This is a genomic window from Mycobacterium montefiorense (assembly GCF_003112775.1).
GTDB lineage: Bacteria > Actinomycetota > Actinomycetes > Mycobacteriales > Mycobacteriaceae > Mycobacterium > Mycobacterium montefiorense.
The window spans coordinates 121056-134310 of the sequence record NZ_BFCH01000011.1; the positions used below are offsets into that span (position 1 = coordinate 121056).

Consider the following 13255-nt stretch of genomic DNA (forward strand, 5'->3'; position numbering starts at 1 on the left):
GGTTCGACCGTATCGACCGAGTCGGTGGACAGCACGTGGGTTCCGGGCGGTGTCCATCCGCGACCGACAGTAGTCGGCGACCGACAGGCTTTCGAGAAGGTTATTCCTAGGTGTTGATTGCCTTTTGATCCCAAGCCTGCACTCGCGCTCGGGGTGCGCACCCAGTTGGCGATATCTGCGCCTGACTGGCCCACGGCCCGTCGCCGAAATGTACTGATCCCGTCGGCGGGGACCAACCGGTCCGTGCTTTACGGTCGGGTGTCGAAGTCCACTTCCACCCGGAAAACGTCGGCACGCAGCCAGGAGATGGTGAGCTCTATCGGCCGGTGGTCGTGTGCGGCGGCGTCGGTGCGGCTTCGGATCGCGATGACCGGTGGGTGTCCAGTCAGGCCCAGGTGGCGTGCGACTTCGGGCGGTGCTGGGTCGATCGCGACGCCGAACCAGCCGCGCACGGGTTTCAGGCCGTAGTGCTGGTCGAGCGCGTCGTGCAGCGATCCTGCCGGATCAAGCACTTGCGGTAGGTCGGGTAACAGGTGCGGCTCGAGCCAGGTGTCGGCGAAGCCGACCAGTTCGTTGTCGACGTAGCGGTCGCGGGAGACCGCGAGCAGTTGGCGGCGCGCTCCGATTCCCATGCGGCGCCGTACTTCTGCCGGCGGCTTGTCGAGCCGCCACCCGGTGGTGCGGATGGTCGGTGTGCGGCCGGCATGGCGCACGCTGGCGCTCCAACTGGGTGGCGTGTTTCGGGCGATGGTGTATTCGATGCGCCGCGAAACGAAGGTCCCGCTTCCCTGCCGGCGGCGCACCAGATAGCGGCTTTCCAGCTCGGCGAGCGCGGCGCGCACGGTCAGATGGCTGACTCCCAGGTCGTGGGCGAGTTTGTCTTCCGCGGGAAGGCGGGTGCCGACCTGCATGCCGGTTATCTGCGACGCGAGCGTTTCTGCCACGCACAAGTACACCGGTAGCCGCGACGTGGGTTGCTCGAGTTGTGCGCCGCCGACGAGCGGTTTCATGGCATCGGGCGGCTTGTGGTGAACGGTCGTGCGCCGCCGGTGTTGTTGACGGCCCCGTCGGGCACGTCGCCGGCCAGGGCATGCAGGATCGAGGTCGCTGCCCGGCGTTCGATCGCCAAGCGCACCGGGCCGACGGCGGATCCCAGGTGGGGAGTGAACAGCGTCTCGTCCAGCAGGTCGATCAAGTCTGGGTGCGGGTGTCCCGGCCGTTGCGGACGTGAGACGTCCTCGAACTCGAACACGTCGGCAGCGTATCCACCCAAGTGGCCGGCGCGCAGCAAGTCCGCGACGGCGCGCTCGCACACCACCGAGCCTCGGCCGACGTTGACCAGCAACGCGCCGGGGCGCGTCGAGGCGAGGGCTTGGCGGTCGAGCAGGTGCGCGGTGCTGTTCAGCAGCGGGGCGCAGACGATGACGGCGTCGCAGGATGTCAGCAGCTCGGTCAGCGTCACCCGCTCGAGCCCGAGTGCGTCGGCGGTCTGGTGTGGCACGGGTTGGGGGTCGCTGTAGCGCAGGCGGGCATCGAACCCGCGCAGCAGCCGGGCAACGGCTTGACCGACGGCGCCGGCGCCGACGATGCCGATGCTGGCGCCGATCAGGGAGCGCCCGTAGAGCACGGGACGCCAGCCCGGGAAGCCAGCGCGGACGCGGCGATCCCCGGCAATCACGTTGCGGGCCAAGCCGATTAGCAGTCCGACGGCGAGCTCGGCGGTGGGACCGGTGAGGAGGTCCTCGACGCAAGTCAGCCAGATGCCCCGGGCGGTACACGCGTCGACGTCGATATTGTCGTAGCCCTTCAGCGCCGCTGCGATCACACGCAGCCGTGGGCATGCGTCGAGGAACTGCGCGTCGATGCGATCGGGCATGAACACCATCAACGCGTCGGCGGTCGCGGTGCGCCGCTGTAGCTCTGAGGCGGAGAGGCTGCCCTCATTTTGGTTCGGTACCACGTCGCAGGTTCGGTCGAGCAGCTCGAGCACCGCTGGATGGACGCGATGGCTGAGCACGACGATCTGGCGTTGCTGCGCGCTCATGCAAACCGCTTCCGTAGCAGGCCACCGAGGATGTCCACCACGGTGACAGTGGCGAGGATGACCAACAGGATGGCAACGACTTCGTGATATTGCAGGGTGCGCAGCGCGACGATCAACTGAAAGCCGATGCCGCCGGCGCCGACGACGCCGACCACGACCGAGGCGCGGAAGTTGTATTCCCACCGATATATGGTCACGTCGGCCATCTGTGGCAGGACCTGAGGCAGCACCCCGTGCAGAATCACCTGAAGCGGCGTTGATCCGACCGCACGCGCTGCTTCGATCGGGGCCGGATCGGCATGTTCGACGGCTTCAGCGAAAAACTTGCCGACCATACCGGCCGAGTGGATGCCGAGCGCGAGGGCCCCGGGTAGGGCACCGAATCCGACCGCCGCGACGAACACGATCGCCATGATCAGCTCGGGCACCGACCGCAGGCCGTTGAGCACCATGCGCGCTGCCCAGTACACGCCCGGATGTGGAGCGGTGTTGCGAGCGCCCAGCAGGGCCAGCGGCGCCGACAGCAGGACCGTGATCGCGGTCGCGGTCACGCTCATCGACAGCGAGTCCCATAGGGGAAGCCACCAGGAATTGAGCTCGGTGAAGTCGGGCGGCATGGAGTGGTCCAGCAGGTCGATGATGTCAGCCAGCCCGGCGGCCAGCCGCTGGGCGTCGAGTAGCCCGACAGCGTGGGCGCACACGACGATGAGGACCAAGACCGCGCCCACCTCCGCGCAGGCTCGGCACCAGCTGAGCCGAGCCGTGCGCGAGATGGACTTGAACTGCGTCTCCCGTCGCTGCGCCCCGATGCGCGACGCGAGGATGCTCATTTGCTCAAGTCGGCAAGGTTGATACCGAGCAGCGGGGCTAGCTGACGCACGACGTTGTAGTCCTGATCGGTAACCGGTGCAAATCCCGCTCCCTTGAACGGCTTAAGCACCGACTGGTCGTCGAGATCAAGGAATGCCGCGCGCACCTTGGCTTTGAATTCCGCAGGCAGGCTCGCCTGGATCGTCCACGGATAGTTCGGATAGGGCACCGACTCAGCGATCACCACCACTTTGTTCCGGTCGATCGTCCCGCTTTCGATCAGCCGCTCGTAGATGGGTTTGCTCAGCCCTCCGGCTTGGGCATTGCCGTTTTGCACCGCCAGGGCGACCGCGTCGTGGGCCCCTACGAACTGCTGCTGGTAATCACCGTGGTCAACCCGCAAGCCTGCCTTCGCAAGCATCGCTTTGGGGATCAGGTGGCTCGATGTGCTGGCAGGATCGCCCCAGGCGACCGTTTTGCCGGCTACATCGTGGAGGGTCTTGATGCCGGACGCCGGGTTGGCCACCAAGACCGACTGATAGGTGGGCGGCTGGCCCTTGACTTCCTGCAGAGCCGCAAAGGGCTCGATATCCGACTTCTGTTTGGCCAGAAGGTAAGACAGCGGTCCGAAGTAGGCGAACTCAAGTCGGTCGTGCGCCATCGCCTCGATCATCGAGGAGTAATCGGTGGTGACGACCAACTCCACCTTCCGCCCCAGCTTGCCCTCAAGGTAGGTCTTGAGCTGCTGGTTCTTCTTCAACACCTCGCCGGCGTTCTCGTCGGGCAGCAGCGCCACCCGCAGGGTGTCCGGCACGGCGCCGCGGGCCGGGGTGGAACTCGAGCTGCATCCGGCCAGCGCCAGCACCAGGGTGACGATCATCGCCAGGACGGCGACACAGTGGGTTCGGTTGAGCCACTTGGACATAGACGTTCCTTCACTCAGTCGATGGTCGATATGTTGGGGGTGCTGATGGTTGGGGTGAGCGCGCCGGTCAGCCTTGGGTGGCTGGGCGCGCCTTCGTAGATCTGCTGCAGCACCCGGCCGGAGACGTCGGTGCTCGGGCCGTCGTAGACGATCTGGCCATGGGCGAGTCCGATGATCCGGTCGGCGTGCTCGAGCGCGAGTTCAACCTGGTGCAGGCTGGCTACCAGCGTGATCCCGTTTTGAACGCAGACGCCGCGCAGTAGTGCCATCACCCGCTGGGCGGTGCCGGGGTCGAGGCTGGCCACGGGTTCGTCGGCAAGGATCAGACGGGGCTGCTGGGCGAGCGCGCGAGCGATGCCGACGCGCTGCTGTTCCCCGCCGCTGAGACTGCCCGCCCGCTCAAGGGCCTTGTCGAGCAGCTCAACTTGGGTGAGCGCGTCCATCGCAATGCATTGGTCGGCGCGCGACGCCGGCAATAGTCCGCGGGCCAGGCCGTGGTAGCCCGTTCGGCCGAGCAGCACGTTGTGCAGGACCGTGCAGCGCGCGATCAGGTGATGATGCTGAAAGACCATGCCCGTCCGGCGGCGGTGCTCACGCAGGGCTCGCCGCGAGTCGAGCGCGGGCAGCGAGTCAGCGCGCACGATGCCCGTCGTGGGCTGGACTAGCAGGTTCATACAGCGCAGCAGCGTGGACTTGCCCGCCCCCGATGGCCCGAGCAACACCGTCACCTGGCCGGGTTCGATCGACAAATAGGTGGGTGCCAGCGCTTGCACACCGCGGCCGTAAGTCTTGCTCACCGCGGCCAGTTCCAGCACAGCTAACTCCTATATAGGACTAGATCAACTACTCGTATTCCTATGGAGGAATTGTGACGTCGGACGAAGGCCGCGGTGAACGAAAGATGAAGCCATACCGACCATCTGCTACCGAAATATGCAGGGGTGCAGCGCAATTAATTTGCTGACTGGTCAGCGCCACCGTTCGGCCTGGGTCGATGTCATTTCGGTATCGCGGGGTGCGGAACAGGTCTTGGACACGCGTGACGGGCTGCCAAAGACTCGGAAGCACAGGTAGCGACGAGAGAAGCGAGATCGCCGAGGTGAGCGGGTACAGCCAGAACGTCTCTTCGTCGCGGGACGCGTTCGATTACGTCATCGTCGGCGCCGGCAGCGCAGGCTGCGTGTTGGCCAATCGGCTCTCGGCGGATCCGTCGGTCCAAGTGTTGTTGCTCGAGGCCGGCCCGCCCGACACCCTGGACACCATTCGGATGCCCGCGCTGTGGAGCGGGTTGTTCGGTTCGGAAGTCGATTGGGATTACCGCCTCGAACCCCAACCGCATTACGCCGGATCTGACCTGTACCCCCGGGGAAAGACGCTGGGCGGTTCGTCCGCGATCAACGCGATGATCTACATTCGCGGTCACCGCACCGACTTCGACTGCTGGAGCGAGAAAGGTTGCCGGGGTTGGGATTACGACGGGATATTGCCCTACTTCGTCAAGGCCGAGAGCAATAGCCGACTCGCGGCACCATTTCACGGCAAAGAAGGCCCGCTGCACGTCGAGGACATGCTGTTCACCCACGAACTCTCGTACAACTGGATCGACTCGGCCGTCGGGTGGGGTCTGCCGTTCAACGACGACTTCAACGGATCGAGCCAAATCGGTTCGGGCGCCTACCAAGTGACGTGTCATCAGGGGTGGCGATGGTCGGCAGCCGACGCGTATCTGAAACCCGTGCACGATCGACCCAACCTGACAGTGCGGGGCAATTCGCCGGCCACCCGGATCCTGTTTGATGGTCAGCGGGCCTGCGGGGTGGCCTATCTGCATGCCGGCATCGAGAACACCGCGCGCGCCGATGCGGAGGTGATCCTCAGCGCAGGAGCGATTAACTCCCCGCAGCTGTTGATGCTGTCGGGCATCGGTGGAGCCCCGCAGTTGCGCGCACACGACATCGCGGTCAAGGTCGACCTGCCCGGCGTTGGAGCCAACCTCAACGACCACACCATGACCCCCATTGTCTGGGCGACGAAAGACTCGACAGATCTGCTGCAACTGGCCACCCCGGAAAACATGACCCGCTGGCAGCAGCGCGGTGGTGGCCCGTTCTGCTCCGTCGCTGCCGAAGTCGGCGGTTTTCTCTGCACCAACGGCAATGACGTCCCCGATGTTCAATTGACCTGTGGACCAACCGCATTGGTGCACCATGGCCGATTCAGTCTGCCGCTGGAGAGCTTCACCATGCTGGTATCAGCCACGCATCCGCGCAGCCGAGGTCGACTGACCTTGCGTTCCAGCGATCCGCTCGGCGCACCCCGCATCGACGCCGGCTACTTCAGCGAGCCCGCCGACCTCAAGGTCGTCATGCAAGGCCTGCGCGCAGTACTGGAAATAGCCGACCGTCAACCGCTCAAGGACAACCTCGGTGCGCTGCGGCTGCCCGACAGTGTTCCCGACGACGCTGCGCTCGCCGAACACATCCGGCGTTGGTCACAAACCCAGTACCACCCGGTCGGGACCTGCGCGATGGGCGTCGATGAAGATTCCGTCGTCGACCCCGAACTCCAGGTGCGCGGAGTCGACAACCTTCGGGTGATCGACGCCTCGGTAATGCCGTCCATCATCGGCGGCAACACCAACGCGACCACCATCGTGATCGGCGAAAAGGGCGCCGATCTAGTGCGGGCCAAGCAGTCCAAGGAAGGCGCATCATGACAACGTTTCGCGCGGCCCAAGTGACCTCGCCGCGAGGACGATTGGCCGTCACCGATCGAACACTGACCGATCCTGTACCCGGCACTGTGCGGGTCGCCGTGGAAGCTTGCGGCATCTGTCACTCCGATGCGATCTTCGTCGACGGCCAGTGGCCGGGTCTGCAGTTCCCGCTCACGCCGGGGCACGAGATCGCCGGGCGCATCGACGCGCTGGGCGAGGGTGTGCAGGGTTGGCGCGAGGGTGACCGGGTGGCGATCGGCGCGTCGGGCGGCTATTGCGAGCACTGCCGTAGCTGTCGGCGCGGCGATTTGGTGCACTGCGAGGCTCACATGGTCACCGGCGCAACGTTTCCCGGCGGATTCGCCGAATACGTCGTGGCGCCGGCGAACGCACTGGCCCGTATTCCCGATGAAATATCGGCGGTTGACGCCGCGCCGCTCGCATGCGCGGGCCTGACCATGTTCAATTCGCTGCGCAGCACCGCCGCTGGGCCCGGCGACTTGGTCGCCATCCTCGGGATTGGCGGCCTTGGTCATCTCGGGGTTCAGTTCGCGGTCAAGATGGGTTTTTGCACCGTCGCGATCGCGCGCGGCCGAGAAAAAGGTTCCTTCGCCCGCGTACTCGGCGCGCATCACTACATCGACTCGCTCACCAGCGACGTGGCCAGCGAACTGCAGAGCCTGGGTGGGGCGCGGGTCATCGCGGCCACCGCCACCAACGCCGAGGCGATCTCCGCCGCGATCGGCGGGCTGGGACTGCACGGCGAACTGCTGCTGCTGGCTCTCTTGGCCGAACCCGTGCCGATAAACCCGATCCAGCTGATCAATACCTCGGGCACGGTTCGCGGCCATCCGGTAGGTGACTCGAACGACCTTGAGGACACCCTCAATTTCGCTGCGCTGCAGGGCATTAAGCCGATGGTGGAGGTTCTGCCGTTGGAGAAGGCCGCCGACGGCTACCAGCGAATGCTGGACAACCAGGCCCGCTTCCGAGTTGTACTCACCACCGAGGCGAACGGCACGTGTGTTTCCTCCCCCAACGTTCTGGTGGGCTGAGTCGTGACGGCCACCGCGGCAGGCGACGTCGACCTGGCCAACCCCGATACCTTCGTCAACGGCGTACCGCACGACGCGCTGACGCAACTGCGGCGTACTGACCCGGTGCACTGGCAGCCCATGGCGGGTGAGCCCGGATTTTGGGCGGTACTACGCCACGCCGACGCGGCTCATGTTGCCCGCCACCCGGAGATCTTCTCCTCAAGCGAGGGCGGCTTCGTCCTCGAGGATCTCCCACCCGAACAGCTGGCAATGATGCGCAACATGCTGTCGGCGATGGATCCCCCCGTCCACACCGTGCATCGCGCGGCGCTGTTACCGCACTTCCGGGCGCGTGTGATGGCCGGGATCGAGGACCAGGTGCGACAGATCTGCCGAACCGTAATGGCCGAAGCGCGGGAGCTTCGCGAGGTGGAGTTTGTCCATGATGTCGCGGCACCACTTCCGTCGAAGGTGATCGGTGAGTTGTTCGGCTTGCCGCCTGAAGACTGGGACTACATCCATGCGTTGGCCGGGCGCATCACCTCGAACCAAGAGCCGGAATTCGTTGGGGCAGAAGGCGACGCTCGCGCCGCCACCATCGAGATGGCCATGTACGGGATCGGACTCGCAGCGGTCCGCCGCCAAAACGACCGGACCGACGACCTCGCTAGCGTGATCCTGCACACGGACTTCGGCGGCCAGCCGATGAGCGATATCGACTTCGGCAGCTTCTTCCTGCAACTGATAATCGCGGGCAACGATACGACGAAGGGGATGCTCTCGTCGGGGCTTCTTAGCCTGGTCCGGCACCCGAAGCAGCTGGCCGAGCTGCGTGCGGACCCCTCCCTGATACCGGGGGCGGTCGAAGAGATCATTCGCTATGACAATCCGTTCCACTGCTTCCGGCGGACCGCGTTGTCGGACACCGAACTCTCGGGCACCCGCATCGCTGCCGGCGACAAGGTGGCGATGTACTACTCGTCCGCCAACCGCGACGAGGAGGTATTCGACGATCCGCAGGCGTTCGACATCCACCGCAGCCCCAACCCGCATCTATCCTTCGGGATCGCCGGCCATTTCTGCCTGGGCGTTCACCTCGCACGCCTTGAAGGCAGGGTCTTCTTTGAGGAACTGCTCGACGCGTTCCGCACGATCGATCTCAATGGCGAACCCGTCAGAACCCGGTCCAACCTGACCAATATGTTGCGACTGCTACCGGTCCGTCTAACCGCCTGAGGGAGTCTGGGCACCGAATCGTATGACCCCACTACACCCGTTCGACAATGCCATCCACCTTGACACCATCGACAGAAACGTCAGGCGCGGCCGTACCCATCCCGAGTGGGCCAACGTGGTCGGCCCGTACGGCGGGATCACCGCCGCCGTCATGCTGCGTGCCATCCAAACGCAGCCCGACTGGATCGGTGAGCCACTGGCGCTGACCGTCAACTTCACGGCGCCCATCGCCGACGGCGATTTCGACATTGCGCTTCGGGCGGCGCGCACCAATCGCACCACTCAACACTGGATCGCCGAACTCAGTCAGCACGGCGCGATCACAACCACCGCGACCGCGGTATTCGGCATCCGACGCGATACCTGGGCTAGTACCGAAGCGCACCCACCGACCGCGCCGCCGCCAGAACAGCTGATCGCCGGTAGCCCCGGTCCGGACGACTTCATCGTCTGGGGACGGCTATACGACGTGCGGTACGTTGCAGGCGCCTATCCGGGCGAACACACGCAACCCGACGCATTGTCGACGAGCACCCTGTGGATGCGCGACAACGCACAACGCCCTGTCGATTACCCGGCCCTGGCCGCCCTGTGCGACATCTCCTACCCGCGAGTGTTCTTGCGTCGCGGCGGATTCGTCCCGTCCGGAACCATCTCGTTGACGACGTATTTCCATGCCGATCAGCAGCAGCTTGACGCCCTGGGCGCTGACTTCGTCTTAGGAACCGCCCACGCCAACCAATTCTGTGGACTCGCGACCGAGCACTGCTGGCGACATCGCACCAAATCGTCTACTTCAAGACCGAACAGCGTCAGGGGTGAGTGTTCGGTTCGCGCCGCGCATTGCGCCGCAACCGCCGAGCAGCAAACGCGTGGATCCGGACTACCACGCTGGCCCAGAGATCCCTGGGAGACAGCAGGCCTTGTCCACGAGCTCGCGATCGGACTTGGCGAGGCGACCCAACAGGGGCACGGATGTAGCGATGATCCAGCGGAATCTGTCTACCAACTGGTCGACCGTCATGCCGAACCTGGGATAGACATCCTCCTCCCGCATCTCACCGTGGGGCGCCGATAGCAGAATGTAGCGAACGATCTCACGATCGAACCAGTCCAATTGATCTGCGCAAGTGGAATTCTCGGTCAACCGACGGCGCGGCGCGCATCTTGACGGCGTACGGTGCGGCCGCGAGGCCGTCTTGTTCGGCGGATCCTCATGGAACTGGCATGCCACCTCTCCGTAGCAAATGGCGAGCAACAGATATCGCAATTGACCGCGGGCGCGGCGCAGCAGTGACATCACCGCGCTGACCGACCGATTGATGATCTCGGCGATCTCCTGGTAGGAGAAGTCCTCCACGTCGGCGTAATACACCACCATGCGGGTGTCTCGTCCCAATTCCTGCAGGGCTTCGGCGATCACCGCAGCCGGCAACGCCTCGAACGCTGCCACCTCCGCCCAGCTCAGCCGAGTCCATGGATGCTCTCCAGCAGTCACCAATTGCACATCGGTAATCGAATCCGTCTGGCCCTCGATCAGCTGGCGGTGTCGACCGCGACAACTGCTGATGTAGGTGTTGGTCAAGGCTTGATACAACGCGATCCTCAGGCTGGCGCCTTCAGGAAATGAGGCGAAACGCCGGTAGGCGTTCATCATCGTCTCCTGCAGGAGATCCTCGGCCTCTAGTCGATCTCCGGTGAGCGCTAGCGCACCCCGGTAGAGCGGGTCGAGCAGTGGGAGAGCCTCGCGCTCGAAACGCGCCGTAAGTTCAGCGTCGGTCTCGCACGCTAGTGGGGAGGATGACCGAGCCGGAACGTCGGAATCGACCATCGTCATCTCGCCCGGGCTGTCATCCGGCCACCCCAGTACCCACGTGCTGCGGCGTAAACCCAACGACAGGAATGTATCTGGATTTGGCGGCAGCGGCTTGCTCGTACTTGGCGTAGGGCCCGGGAGCGTCTTTTGCCCGCTGTAACAGGCGGTTGCGTTCGGCACCCTCGATCTCCTCGGCCCTGAATTGGCCACGGATACCGCGGCCGTACAGCGTCACGATCGGATTCGCTTTAACGTTGTGGTACCAAGCCGGATTTCGGGATCCACCGAAGTTCGAAGCAATGAGGATGACGCGCCCTCGATCAGTGAAGTACACCAGCGCACTGTTGCGGGTTGCGCCGGACTTGGCGCCCACGTGCGTCATAACGATCGCGGCGACAGGCCAAACGCAGGAAACCCGCCCTCGCGTGTACCGGAGCAATATCGGATCGGCTCGGGAGCCGATGTCGCGGAGGAAGCAACCACCCAGTCGCGTCAGAGCCACCCGACCGACGATCCGATGGGCAACTGAGCGGCCCAGATTCACGACAGGAACGGACATGTGCGGTCAGAATCCTTTCATTTCGAATGAACAGCAACAGGTTTCGAGTGATGATCGCGCCGAGCCCTCAATCACGGCGCCGTCTTCGGGTTCCGCCAGGTCGGTCATGGGATTACCTGTCTTTCCGCACCGGCCGTAATGCCTGGCATCGAAACTGGCTGCGCCAGAACATATCTGCTATCTCGCAGCGGCTTTGCTTCGTCTCGGTGAGCGCCGCAATGTTGTCGAGTAGTCGGAGCGTTTCCGATTCGGGCCTGATGGAAAGCAAGATGAACGCTCGTTCTACGCCGTGCTGACGGTAAGCGTCCAGAACAGCGGGTTCGACGCTTTCAGGGACGATGACGCTGACTGGAATGTCGGTGGCACCTTCAAGAAGGCTCAGTTGCGCGGGGACCATCTCCGCGGCCGGCACGCTCATGGGCATCCATCCACCGTGATGCCGCCGCGCTCGAGATACCGTCGCCCTGGTGAATCCGCCGAAGTAAATCTTCGGATGCGGCTTCTGGACGGGCTTGGGCCAGCAGTAGGTGGCATCGAAATCGACGTACCGGCCATGAAACTCGGCTTGGTCGTTGGCCCACAGTTCTTTCATGGCGGCCAATTTCTCGTCAAGCAGTTTGCCGCGCAGTGTGGCGTGAACGCCGTGATCGGCAGCCTCTTCGAGATTCCACCCCAGGCCCAGGCCGAGCAGCACCCGACCCGCGGATATCTGATCGAGGCTGGAAATCGCCTTCGCCGTTTGAATCGTGTCCCGTTGCGGCAGAAGAAGTACTCCAGGCCCAATCAGGAGTTTGGATGTCGCGAGAGCGGCCGCTGTCAGCGCGACGAAAGGGTCGTAGCACCGATAGTACTCACGAGGCAACTCGCCACCCGCCGGGAACGGCGTCGCCCGACTTGCCGGGATGTGTGAATGTTCAGCCACGACAAGGGAGTCAAAGCCCCGGTCTTCCAATGCTTTCGCGAGTACGTCCGGGCGGATGCCTTCATCGGTGATGGCGGTGGCGACGCCGAGTTTCATTGGCTGCCCCCGGTCACGCTGGCAACAAACGCCATGGACGATCTTTCTGATCGCGTCCTACTCATGTCATCGAGTCAATGCCGCATTGCGTTGCGTGTCCAAGACCTGTTTAACAATGCGCGATGCAAATCAGGCATCGTTGCTGTCCCAGATGCCGAGACACTCGGAGGACTACAGTGAGCTCATGACTGATTCGGCATCGCGGGTGGTAGACCTCGATCTGCGACTGGTCGGATACTTCGTCGCGGTGGCTGAGCACCGGCACTTCGGCCGCGCCGCGGCAGCGCTGCGCGTTGCGCAGCCTTCGCTAAGCCGGCAGATCCGTCGCCTGGAGCAGCAGATGGGCGTCCGCCTGTTTGACCGCTCGCCGCAAAGCACCAGGCTCACCGAGGCAGGCGAGGTATTCCTGCCTCGAGCGAAGACGCTACTGCGCTCGGCCGCCCAAGCCACCGCGCAGGCCCGGGACGCCGCCAAGCCCGGCCGTATAACCATCGGCTACACAACAGGTATGGTCATCACCCCGGTGGTGCGCGCGTTGCGTCGCGAGCACCCCTACGCGGATGTACAAGCCCTGCACCTGAATTGGAACCAGCCGCGCGATGCACTGCTCGACCACCGGGTGGACGCGGCGGTTTGCGCACTGCCTTTTTCCACCGACCAGCTGCATGTCACGATCCTCTGCGACGTGCCCCGGGTGGTGCTCATGCCCCGCGACCATCGCCTCGCGGGCAGGCAATCGGTCACCATCGACGACATCGCCGACGAACCCATACCGAAATTTCGCGACTGCGACCCGGCCTGGAATGCCTTCTGGCGCATCGATCCTCGGCCTGACGGGCGCGCGGCACCCGAAGGTCCACTCTTCGATACTCTCGAGGACGGGTTAGAAATCGTTGCCGCCGGGCAGGCGGTTGCCGTCACGACCGGTTTTCACGAACGCTTGCGACCTGACATCACCACCGTCCCCTTGGAAGGCGTCGAACCCGGCCATATCATCGTGGCGAGCCGCGCCGGGGACCGCAGCCGTCTGGTGGCGGCTTTTCGTGAACTCGCCGTGGTGCACTTCACCGCTCCGGCGCGGAACTAGCGACTCG

The 13255-nt window shown here is 64.3% G+C and carries 12 protein-coding genes and 1 pseudogene; 5 read left to right on the plus strand and 8 right to left on the minus strand.

From position 1 onward, the window contains the following. Nucleotides 1-248: 248 nt before the first annotated feature. From DB708_RS08180 to phnC, 5 genes are read right to left on the minus strand one after another with little or no spacing between them, the layout of a single operon-like run. Nucleotides 249-1010, minus strand: coding sequence for a GntR family transcriptional regulator (locus DB708_RS08180; protein WP_235616680.1), 762 nt, complete (start codon nt 1008-1010; stop codon nt 249-251). Further along, a complete protein-coding gene (locus DB708_RS08185; protein WP_108921449.1) occupies nt 1007-2044 on the minus strand; it encodes a phosphonate dehydrogenase in 1038 nt (345 codons plus the stop codon). Before DB708_RS08185 ends, DB708_RS08180 begins: the two co-directional genes overlap by 4 nt. Beyond that, entirely contained in the window at nt 2041-2874 is an 834-nt protein-coding gene (gene phnE / locus DB708_RS08190) for a phosphonate ABC transporter, permease protein PhnE (RefSeq protein ID WP_108921450.1), read from the minus strand. Before phnE ends, DB708_RS08185 begins: the two co-directional genes overlap by 4 nt. Then, nucleotides 2871-3734 carry a phosphate/phosphite/phosphonate ABC transporter substrate-binding protein gene (phnD, locus tag DB708_RS08195; RefSeq protein ID WP_108921618.1) on the minus strand — a complete coding sequence of 288 codons (864 nt, stop codon included), beginning with the start codon at nt 3732-3734 and terminating at the stop codon, nt 2871-2873. The genes phnE and phnD overlap by 4 nt, the downstream gene beginning before the upstream one ends. Nucleotides 3735-3793: 59 nt before the next feature. Then, nucleotides 3794-4594 carry a phosphonate ABC transporter ATP-binding protein gene (gene phnC, locus DB708_RS08200; protein WP_108921451.1) on the minus strand — a complete coding sequence of 267 codons (801 nt, stop codon included), beginning with the start codon at nt 4592-4594 and terminating at the stop codon, nt 3794-3796. 284 nt (nt 4595-4878) lie between these two features. On the opposite strand from phnC, the gene DB708_RS08205 reads away from it, so the two are divergent. The 4 genes and pseudogenes from DB708_RS08205 (at nt 4879) to DB708_RS08220 (ending at nt 9590) form a co-directional block, all read left to right on the plus strand. Beyond that, nucleotides 4879-6495 (plus strand): GMC family oxidoreductase, encoded by a 1617-nt coding sequence (locus DB708_RS08205; RefSeq protein ID WP_201263457.1) that lies wholly within the window; start codon nt 4879-4881, stop codon nt 6493-6495. After that, a complete protein-coding gene (locus tag DB708_RS08210; RefSeq protein WP_165839768.1) occupies nt 6492-7550 on the plus strand; it encodes an alcohol dehydrogenase catalytic domain-containing protein in 1059 nt (352 codons plus the stop codon). Before DB708_RS08205 ends, DB708_RS08210 begins: the two co-directional genes overlap by 4 nt. Before the next feature lie 3 nt (nt 7551-7553). After that, the gene (locus tag DB708_RS08215; protein WP_201263458.1) at nt 7554-8768 is read left to right on the plus strand and encodes a cytochrome P450; all 1215 of its coding nucleotides are present in this window, start codon (nt 7554-7556) and stop codon (nt 8766-8768) included. A gap of 22 nt (nt 8769-8790) precedes the next feature. After that, a pseudogene (locus DB708_RS08220) lies at nt 8791-9590 on the plus strand (acyl-CoA thioesterase). Nucleotides 9591-9651: 61 nt separating this feature from the next. Here DB708_RS08220 and DB708_RS08225 read toward each other — a convergent pair. The 3 genes from DB708_RS08225 to DB708_RS08235 form a co-directional block, all read right to left on the minus strand. Next, nucleotides 9652-10605 (minus strand): sigma-70 family RNA polymerase sigma factor, encoded by a 954-nt coding sequence (locus tag DB708_RS08225; protein ID WP_108921454.1) that lies wholly within the window; start codon nt 10603-10605, stop codon nt 9652-9654. A 13-nt stretch (nt 10606-10618) separates the two neighbouring features. Beyond that, nucleotides 10619-11143, minus strand: coding sequence for a nitroreductase family deazaflavin-dependent oxidoreductase (locus tag DB708_RS08230; RefSeq protein WP_108921455.1), 525 nt, complete (start codon nt 11141-11143; stop codon nt 10619-10621). A gap of 112 nt (nt 11144-11255) precedes the next feature. Beyond that, complete coding sequence (locus DB708_RS08235; RefSeq protein WP_108921456.1) at nt 11256-12161, minus strand: TIGR03619 family F420-dependent LLM class oxidoreductase; 906 nt, start codon at nt 12159-12161, stop codon at nt 11256-11258. A 184-nt stretch (nt 12162-12345) separates the two neighbouring features. Here DB708_RS08235 and DB708_RS08240 point away from each other — a divergent pair, with 184 nt between their 5' ends. Continuing rightward, nucleotides 12346-13248 (plus strand): LysR family transcriptional regulator, encoded by a 903-nt coding sequence (locus DB708_RS08240; protein WP_108921620.1) that lies wholly within the window; start codon nt 12346-12348, stop codon nt 13246-13248. Nucleotides 13249-13255: the final 7 nt, after the last annotated feature.